This is a genomic window from Aurantivibrio plasticivorans, assembly GCF_055392955.1.
The window spans coordinates 2,925,723-2,933,493 of sequence record NZ_AP036020.1 but is presented as its reverse complement, the minus strand read 5'-3'; the positions used below and the strand labels follow the sequence as shown (position 1 = coordinate 2,933,493).

Sequence of the window (7,771 nt, the reverse complement as noted above, 5' to 3'; positions counted from 1 at the left end):
GGGTGGGTTTTATGTTGTATGTTCAAAGAGATCAAGAGGGTCACATTGTTGCTATCAATAGCCATGCAACGGCTGAGTGTTATGAAGCCTTAGATGCGAATCATGATGATATTAAAGCGATTTTAGAGGGGAATAAGTCTTCAAAGCCTGGAGAGCACACTTCGCAACTGAGAGAGTCCGATTTGGATTTTATACGGGTTGTTGAGGATTTAATAAATTTATTAATAAGTAAAAATGTTATCTGCTTTACCGACCTACCGGAAGAGGCCCAGCGAAAAATTAACCATCGCCGCAATATAAGGGCCGCTCTAAACAGAGAGCTAGATCTGCTTGACGATGAAGATTTTCTGATTTAAATCTCTTGTAAATAGATGTTAGCTGTTTCTTATTGCCGGACCTGTCATCCCATCAAACCCTAGCTTGACTAATTGATCGATTTCTTCCGGCGTTGATACGCCTTCGGCAATAATTTTCAGCCCGATGGAATGAGCGATTGTTACCAGCCCCTGAGAATAAAATTGCGATGAGCTTTTACTGTCGATATCGTGGATAAAGGCAGAGTCGATTTTTATATAGTCTAACCCTATATCATGTAATGCACCTATTTTCTCAGCTGCATGCCCAGCGTGCTCTATACCAAGACGACATCCCAACGGTTTTAGTTGTTTTATAAAACTCTTGAACTCTTCGATATAGTGATAAACGCCTTGTTCAGGAAACTCGAGCCAAAGCCTATTAGCCAAGGGGCGGTTTTTTAAAATTTGCGCAATAAATTTTTGCTGTGCGTTAGTGTCATGTAGTAATTGCGTGTTTACGTTAATGCCTAGATCACAATCGGGATCATCGTTCAATCGTTCGCACGCAAGTTTTAATGCGTGTTGATCGAGCTCGGTTAGTAATTCGCAGCGCTGCGCCCAGCCAAGAAATTCTCCAGCATTCAATAGTTCGTTGTCTTCGTATTGGAGTCGGATGGGGGCTTCAAAGTGCAGAACGCGTTGCTTGCTATCAACGACAGGAAACAAGTGGAGCTGAAACTTTTGCAGTTTAAAGGCTCGATCGAATATGCTTTTCCAGTCCTGCAGATTACCGGGTAATGACCGACCACTTGGTTCAATGTGTGTTGGCACCAGCAGCTGGTCGTCCTCACCGTCGTTACTCAAAGTATGTTCAAGCTTTTCAAGTAGCGAAATAAAATTGGAGGTAGGTTCGTAGGCAATAGAGGCTGCTTTGATGATGTTGGTGGCTAAATTCGATTCATTAATAATCTGTTGGAAACGATTAAATAACGTGTCTGTTGTTTCCGTTGGATTGATTTGATTGCCGAGTAATAAAGCGAATTGGCTGCCATCAAGTCTTCCACCAAGCGCATTCGGTTGATCCGTGAGAAGCTCGTTGATTGACTGGCCAAATTGACGTATTAGTTGGTCTAATTTTTCTCTTCCGTATAGCGCATTAAGTTCCTGCAAATTCTTCAATGTGAAGATAGCGAATCGGCCAGACGCTGTTTGATCCTCTCTGCCAATTCGCGCTTTTGCTTGACTCAAAAATGCATCGCGGCGATATAACCCGGTTTCTTGGTCGAACGCCTCTTCAGCTAAACGAGTTTGAATTCTATCTGCTTCTGCTAACAGCATTGATTTCACCTTGTTTGAAAGGCTATTCATTGACTGTGCGAGCGCTCGGAATTCGCGCGTTTTGGGTAAAGGGATAGTGACAAAGCAGCGCCTTCCAATTGCTTCCGCTTGAGAGACCACCGCATTTAACGGCTTAATGACTTTTTTAAGTAGAATATAGCTGCAGGCGCCGCTTAGTAGCGCAATAACAATGAAGAAAATCAGCAAGCGAATGCTTCCGTTCCAAAGTTGATCGTAGGCAAATGCTTTGTTGCTTTGGACAGAGACTTTTCCTATTTGTCGCCAGCCACTATTAACGTGCGCACTGCCTTGACTGGGGTTGATGTCGATAAGTTGCGAAAACCATAGCGGCGCTTTCGATTGGCTGGCGTTGTTGACTCTCTCGTAGATGGTGCCGCCCTGTGGCGCTTCTAAGGTAATTCTTTGAAAAAAGCCCGTGTCAAATTGTGAATTAATTTGCAACTCAGCAACGGTTGGATTGAATTTTTCAGTGCTTAAAATCAAGGCTAAGTTGTTGGCGCTGTCGACATTTTTTTCGTATAGCTGTGCTTCTAGATACAACGTGCTTGAGATAGTTGTAATTATAAAACTGCCGCCCAAGCAAAGGGCAATAATGCTGGTGACAAGTAACCAAAGCTGTTTACCTAAAGACATGGTCTCTCCTTTTGAAGGGTGACTTTATACCGCACATTCATTCTAAAAACCCTTCCTTTCGAATACGTTGTAAAACTGACTGCCACTTGGATAGGCGTGATTGAGAACTGTCATAGGCAGAGCTTTGCCCTGCTACCCATATGGACGACGCGTCAAAGCTAAATACAGGTGTTAAATCTGTTCTCGCAGAGGCCAAGCGAATTTGAGGTACTAAATTATCGAGAATTAACGGTTCTGCTGAGGGCGAACGATAATAGGCAAGGACCATATGGGCTTGTACATCGCGCTCTGGGTCTGGGCCAACCTGCGCTTGGACATAGACAAGGCGCAGTTTACTGGCCTCAAAGCCGGCGGCTAACAGCGTGGTGTATTTGGCTATGGTGAAATCTTCGCAATCACCCTGCATTTTATCAAGTGATTCTAAGGGGCTGGCCCAATAGTCAGCGTTCGACCAAATCTCTAGGTCGGTTTTGAAGGCCAACGTATTATTAAAGAAGTCGTTGACGGCATGGAGCTGCTCGGTAGGGGGGTGGCTATCGATTTGTGAGACGAGTTTAAGCCACATCTTTAATCGTAAATTGGTCGCTGGCCCGTAGCGCTGAGCTGCATATTGCTGAAGCTTCTCAAATGAAGAGGTCTGATCCCCAAGCGCCCAGATTGACAGCGTTCCCCATAGGAGTAGTCCAAGCCCCGTGCTGAAATACCGCCGAGCAGGAGAAGCTAAGGCGGCCAGCGCGTGGCTAGCGGACAAAGTTGCCCCGTCACCTCGTTGAAGTCTCCTGTATTTCTCGCTCACTTGCATCTGAATCCGCTGGCTTACATTCTTAGCTCTATCTATTTAGGTTAGACAGCGATTCCTAGGGGTGCGAATCTGACGATGCCGTGTTATTCGCTAGAAATTGGGGGGAATGGGCTTGGGAATCTGCCAGGACGTTCAAAGAAAACACCGAGCGGTCAAAGACTTACCGGTTTTTTCTCAGGAAATCGTTATAATGGCCCCAAAGCTTGGGTGGCGCCTAAATTTCCTTTTGGCACACGCAAGGTCGAATGTTTTTTGTCTCAGGAGCAAAAATGGACGTTATTACCAAAAGGGCGCTAGCCACCGTGGTGAATGTGGCGATGGGCGCTGTATTTAGCATGAGCGTCAGTGCGCAACAAATCACCTCCTTAGGTGATGCTGTTCGTGAGGCCGTCAATAACAACCCTGAGGTAAAGGCAAGTTGGCATGAGTTTGAGGCGGCGAGAGAAGAAGTCAAAATAGCGAAAGGTGGTTTCTATCCTAGCGTTGATCTCGAAGCACAATCTGGCAAAGTGGATTCCGATAATCCGGCCTTTTTAGATGATAAATATCGACGTACCACCTCACGTATTGCGGTTACCCAAAATGTGTTCAACGGCGGGCAAACTTGGAATGAGGTTAAGAAACTCAATCAGCAGCAGTATGCGCGTTACTACGAGCTGCGAGAGGTTTCTGAATCACTAGCGTTTGAAGCTGTCGCCGCTTACTTAGATGTCATACGATTTCGTCGTTTGGTTAAGTTAGCCGAAGATAACTATATTGAGCACCGTTTGATATTTAATGATATTGAGCAGCGTGCTCAAGCGGGTATTAGCCGATCAGTCGACTTAGAGCAAGCCAAAGCACGTCTAGCTCTAGCCGAATCAAACCTGATTACAGAAACTACCAACCTCTATGACGTCTCCCGTCGTTACACTCGTTTGTTGGGGCAAGTGCCGGCCGATGAACTCGAAGAGCCGACGATAGACGCTTCTGCTATTCCTGCAGCGCGCATGTCGGCGCTATCAGAGGCCTACGATAATAGCCCTTTGCTTCTGTCTGCTTCGTACAATTACCTGTCTGCGCAGACTGAGTATAAAGAAAAGAAATCGCCTTACATGCCCAAGATAGATTTACGGGCGCGCAAAGATACCTATGACGATAGCACCAACGGCTTAGCCAATGAGTTTGACGAAACCGTGGTTGAAGTGGTCTTAACGTACAATTTGTTTCGCGGCGGGTCAGATCGAGCGACTCGTAGAATGTTTCAGCAGCGATCAAGCGCACGCTATGAGCAGCGTCAACAAGCCTGTCGTGATGTAACCCAATCTGTGTCTATTGCCTTCAATGACATTCAAAGCTTATTGGAACAGAAGCGCGTATTGTCGCGAAATTTAGAGGCGATCGAAAAAGTTAGAACAGCCTATAGAAATCAATTTGATATCGGTCAGCGTACATTGTTGGATTTGTTAGACACAGAAAATGAATTCTTCGATGTGAGTCGTTCCCATGTCAATGCTGCCTTTGATCTTCAAGTGTCTCAAGCCTCTGTTTTGGCGGGAATGGGACGGTTGATCGAAGTGCTGGCGGTTGAAGGCCTCGATATGCAGGCAAGCCAAGCGCTAGATTTGGCGGGCGAAGAAGATGTCGCAAATTTTTGTCAGCTAAAGTTGGAGCGTGGATCTTCTGTTGATCGAGAAGAGGTGTTAGCGCGTGTCCTTGCGAGTGATCGCTTGAAAGTGAAGCCGATTGTTGTGCCAGCTCCAGCCCCGGCTCCAGTAGTTGAAGAAACACCCCGAAAAAATGTCTCGTTCAGGTTTAACGTGCAGTATCAGAATGGTTCTGCAGCACTTATGGATAGTTACATGAGTGATATAAAAATCGCTGCTGACTACCTTAAGGAAAACCCAAATGTTAAGGGGATAATAGAAGGGCATACTGATTCGGTGGGTGCCAGCGAATACAACATGCAGCTTTCCCAGGCTCGTGCCGAAACATTGAAGTCTGTTTTGGTGCGCGACTACAATATCGACGAGTCGCGACTAACGGCCAAGGGTTTCGGTGAGCAGGTGCCTATCGCTACCAACGCGACGGAGCAAGGTCGTCGTGAAAACCGGCGCGTGCTCATGGTGATTGTCGAAGAATAGACAGTTAATGCGGCCCATTTTCTAGAGACTATAACAATATTAGAGAAATGGGCCCTATCGCCGTATCCATCGTGCAGTACGGGATTTCGAATTTCCTCGAATTGCACCTATAATCCCGCCCACCTAATTTGTATATCGACATACCCATGCCTGCTGCTATCGAGCTCAACAACATATCTTTTGGCTACCCTAACGCAAAGGTCGATGTCTTAAACCAAATCAGTATCGCTGTTGCTGAGGGCGCCTGTTTTGGACTCTTAGGCCCAAATGGTGCTGGAAAGACTACGCTGCTTAGCATTTTGATGGGGCTAAATATTCCGTCGTCGGGCAGCTACTTTTTGAAAGGCCAAGAAGTCTCTCATCAATCATCGATCATCAAGACAACCTGCGCAATTGTCCCTCAGGACTACGCTTTCTATCCGGAGTTAACCGGCGCAGAAAATTTAGATTACTTTGCCGGCTTGTATGGTCTTAAAAATCAGGCGAAAAAAGCCCGTTTACGCTACGTGGTTGAGGTTGCTGGGTTGTCAGACGTTTTGGGAAAGCACGCACGGCTGTATTCCGGGGGCGTAAAAAGGCGCTTAAACTTAGCGATTGGCCTGCTCAATAACCCCGACATATTGTTTCTTGATGAACCTACCGTTGGGATTGATGCTCAGTCTCGCCAGTTTATTCTCGATTCAATCAATCACCTGAAAAAGACGGGCATGACGATTATGTATACCTCTCACTATATGGAAGAGGTACAGACTGTCTGCGACGAGCTGGCTATTGTCGACAATGGTTCTGTCGTTGTACAAAGTTCGTTAAAAGCACTGATTGCTGAGGCAAACAAGAATGTTTATACCGTCACTGTCGATAAGCAGATTCAAAACAATTTCCTGAGTTCGAGCAGTTACACTGTGAATCAGGTCGGGTCAGACACATTAACTGTGGAGATGTCAGATCTGTCGACCGATGTTCCCGCACTGTTTGCGGCGCTTTCCGAGCAAGGCTTGAAAGTGAATAGTTTTAGTAAAGAGAAAAGCACGCTCGAACAGGTATATTTGGATTTAACTAGCAAGGCGCTGCGAGACTAATTATGTTGAATGTCTGGGTTGCAACCATCAAAAAGGAAGCCTTGTTATTATGTCGTGACTTGCACGGACTGTTATTGCTGTTCGTGATGCCTGCAGTCTTTATCGTTATTATGTCACTGGCCATGCAGCAGAATTTTTCATCGCGTAATGACAATCAACTGACTGTCTTGCTAGTCGATCACGCGGTCGATGAGGATTCTGCTAGATTAGTTAACATGCTCAGTGAAAGTGGAGCATTTCGCTTTGTAGAACCGGATAACACAGACAAGGGTTTCTTGCTCGAGGAGCTGCGGCGGGATAATGCTGCGATTGCGCTAAGTATCTCTCCGGTTGACTCTGAAGAAGATGATAATACCCTTAGCGTTGACATTGTTCTCGCCCCTTCGACCACAAAACCTTCAGAGCTGATATTTGTATCGGCTGTAAACGATGCACTCCGGGGAATCAAAGCGGACCGGATGATGCAAGCCTTCAGAGACTCAACGGGTGAGGAGCTTTCAATAGATGATATTGCCAACGTCAATGTCTCGGTTGAATACGCTTACTCCAAGCAGGAAGGTGTATCACCTACGGCGGTTCAACAAAACGTTCCCGCTTGGCTGGTCTTCTCAATGTTCTTTATTGTCATCCCATTGTCGAATACGTTCGTCAATGAGCGAAACCTCGGGACTTTGCGTCGTATCGCGACAATTGACGTCTCTCCGCTTGCATTGCTGGTTGGTAAGTTGGTCCCGTATTTTGTCATTATGCAGCTTCAAGTGGTGTTGATGTTATTGATAGGTCGCTTCTTGGTGCCGTTGTTGGGTGGAGAGGCATTGGTTATTAATGGTTCGATGGCGCTGTTGGCTGTCGTGTCAGCGGCGGTATCTATCGCAGCGCTGGGTTATTCAGCACTGATCGCTACGATTGCTAAAACCACTGAGCAAGCAACAACCCTTGGTGGCGCAGGCAACATTATCTTAGCCGCAATTGGTGGTATTATGGTGCCCAAATTTGTTATGCCGCTGAGTATGCAGTCTGTATCCAACCTTTCACCCATGAGTTGGGGATTGGAGGGTTTTTTGGATGTGTTGCTTCGCTCTGGCGGCTTTGCGATGGTCTGGCCTAAGGTTGCTGTGCTCGCAGCATTTGGGGCTACGTTAATTGTGATTAGTTACCTTCTGCTGATGAAGCGTATGCGCTTTTAAGCAGCCGAAAGTACCAAAAAGTGGGTTTTAATGGATAAGCAAGAGTTGATCGCAACGCTCAAAGAGATGATTGTCGAGGAATGTGATAAGGATATGGAGCCAAGTGAGATTGGCACCGAGGAGCAACTGATAGGAGGAGGGTTGGACCTCGATTCATTGGACGCGTTACAAATTTCCATGTGGGTCCAAAAAACCTACGATGTTAGGATTGAAAACGGTCCCGCTGCGCGCAAAGCGCTCCGTTCGGTTGACTCGCTTGCCGATACGATCATTGCTGCGAAATCTGCTTAAC

The 7,771-nt window shown here is 46.4% G+C and carries 7 protein-coding genes; 5 read left to right on the top strand and 2 right to left on the bottom strand.

Annotated elements, in window-relative coordinates; genetic code table 11:
* Positions 1-11: 11 nt before the first annotated feature.
* On the top strand, positions 12-356 hold the full coding sequence (locus tag ACZ5NB_RS13280; protein ID WP_460234872.1) for a hypothetical protein: 345 nt from the start codon (positions 12-14) through the stop codon (positions 354-356).
* Between the two features lie 18 nt (positions 357-374).
* Here the strand turns inward: ACZ5NB_RS13280 and ACZ5NB_RS13275 are convergent, their stop codons facing one another.
* Positions 375-2,288, bottom strand: coding sequence for a bifunctional diguanylate cyclase/phosphodiesterase (locus ACZ5NB_RS13275; protein WP_460234873.1), 1,914 nt, complete (start codon positions 2,286-2,288; stop codon positions 375-377).
* 37 nt (positions 2,289-2,325) lie between these two features.
* Positions 2,326-3,039 carry a transglutaminase-like cysteine peptidase gene (locus ACZ5NB_RS13270; RefSeq protein WP_460234874.1) on the bottom strand — a complete coding sequence of 238 codons (714 nt, stop codon included), beginning with the start codon at positions 3,037-3,039 and terminating at the stop codon, positions 2,326-2,328.
* A gap of 320 nt (positions 3,040-3,359) precedes the next feature.
* Here ACZ5NB_RS13270 and ACZ5NB_RS13265 point away from each other — a divergent pair, with 320 nt between their 5' ends.
* From ACZ5NB_RS13265 to ACZ5NB_RS13250, 4 genes are all read left to right on the top strand, one after another.
* Entirely contained in the window at positions 3,360-5,213 is a 1,854-nt protein-coding gene (locus ACZ5NB_RS13265) for a TolC family outer membrane protein (RefSeq protein WP_460234875.1), read from the top strand.
* A 146-nt stretch (positions 5,214-5,359) separates the two neighbouring features.
* Positions 5,360-6,292, top strand: a complete 933-nt coding sequence (locus ACZ5NB_RS13260; protein WP_460234876.1) for an ABC transporter ATP-binding protein — start codon at positions 5,360-5,362, stop codon at positions 6,290-6,292.
* Positions 6,293-6,294: 2 nt separating this feature from the next.
* Positions 6,295-7,479, top strand: a complete 1,185-nt coding sequence (locus tag ACZ5NB_RS13255) for an ABC transporter permease (protein WP_460234877.1) — start codon at positions 6,295-6,297, stop codon at positions 7,477-7,479.
* Positions 7,480-7,509: 30 nt separating this feature from the next.
* A complete protein-coding gene (locus ACZ5NB_RS13250) occupies positions 7,510-7,770 on the top strand; it encodes an acyl carrier protein (RefSeq protein WP_460234878.1) in 261 nt (86 codons plus the stop codon).
* The last annotated feature ends 1 nt before the right edge of the window (position 7,771 follow it).

Excerpts from the sequence above, each read along its gene's own strand:
- ACZ5NB_RS13280 (WP_460234872.1), top strand. The coding sequence starts at position 12 with ATGTTGTATGTTCAAAGAGATCAAGAGGGTCACATTGTTGCTATCAAT.
- ACZ5NB_RS13275 (WP_460234873.1), bottom strand. The coding sequence starts at position 2,288 with ATGTCTTTAGGTAAACAGCTTTGGTTACTTGTCACCAGCATTATTGCC.
- ACZ5NB_RS13265 (WP_460234875.1), top strand. The coding sequence starts at position 3,360 with ATGGACGTTATTACCAAAAGGGCGCTAGCCACCGTGGTGAATGTGGCG.
- ACZ5NB_RS13260 (WP_460234876.1), top strand. The coding sequence starts at position 5,360 with ATGCCTGCTGCTATCGAGCTCAACAACATATCTTTTGGCTACCCTAAC.
- ACZ5NB_RS13255 (WP_460234877.1), top strand. The coding sequence starts at position 6,295 with ATGTTGAATGTCTGGGTTGCAACCATCAAAAAGGAAGCCTTGTTATTA.
- ACZ5NB_RS13250 (WP_460234878.1), top strand. The coding sequence starts at position 7,510 with ATGGATAAGCAAGAGTTGATCGCAACGCTCAAAGAGATGATTGTCGAG.